Source organism: Bacillus sp. GMa5/1 (assembly GCF_050172015.1).
Classification (GTDB): domain Bacteria; phylum Bacillota; class Bacilli; order Bacillales; family Bacillaceae_G; genus Bacillus_A; species Bacillus_A cereus.
The window spans coordinates 1-573 of the sequence record NZ_JBNLYC010000437.1; the positions used below are offsets into that span (position 1 = coordinate 1).

The following is a 573-nucleotide window of genomic DNA, read 5'->3' on the forward strand; positions in this document are numbered from 1 at the left end:
AAGCAATGTTATCTAGTTTTGAAAGAATATAAAAAACTTGTTGACTTTAAAAGTTAAATGAGTTACAATGATTCTTGTCTTAAATGAATACAGTCTGGTAATGATGGCAGAGAGGCCACACCCGTTCCCATACCGAACACGGAAGTTAAGCTCTCTAGCGCCGATGGTAGTTGGGACCTTGTCCCTGTGAGAGTAGGACGTTGCCAGGCAATCCGGAGGATTAGCTCAGCTGGGAGAGCACCTGCCTTACAAGCAGGGGGTCGGCGGTTCGATCCCGTCATCCTCCACCATTTAGCCGACTTAGCTCAATTGGTAGAGCAACTGACTTGTAATCAGTAGGTTGGGGGTTCAAGTCCTCTAGTCGGCACCAGTTTTTATTGTAAGAGCCATTAGCTCAGTTGGTAGAGCATCTGACTTTTAATCAGAGGGTCGAAGGTTCGAGTCCTTCATGGCTCACCATTTTAATTAATATGCGGGTGTGGCGGAATTGGCAGACGCACTAGACTTAGGATCTAGCGCCTTTGGCGTGGGGGTTCGACTCCCTTCACCCGCACTTTTAATAAAATATCTCAA

The 573-nt window shown here is 46.4% G+C and carries 4 tRNA genes and 1 rRNA gene; all 5 read left to right on the top strand.

Features of this window, described 5'->3' with window-relative positions:
* Positions 1-93: 93 nt before the first annotated feature.
* The 5 genes from rrf to ACQGSG_RS29285 all read left to right on the top strand — a co-directional run bounded on the left by rrf (position 94) and on the right by ACQGSG_RS29285 (position 553).
* Positions 94-209: ribosomal RNA gene (gene rrf / locus ACQGSG_RS29265) — 5S ribosomal RNA — on the top strand.
* A gap of 5 nt (positions 210-214) precedes the next feature.
* Positions 215-290 (top strand) — tRNA-Val (locus ACQGSG_RS29270).
* 4 nt (positions 291-294) lie between these two features.
* Positions 295-370 (top strand) — tRNA-Thr (locus ACQGSG_RS29275).
* 13 nt (positions 371-383) lie between these two features.
* A tRNA-Lys gene (locus ACQGSG_RS29280) sits at positions 384-459 on the top strand.
* A 13-nt stretch (positions 460-472) separates the two neighbouring features.
* Positions 473-553: transfer RNA gene (locus ACQGSG_RS29285), tRNA-Leu, on the top strand.
* Positions 554-573 lie beyond the last annotated feature (20 nt).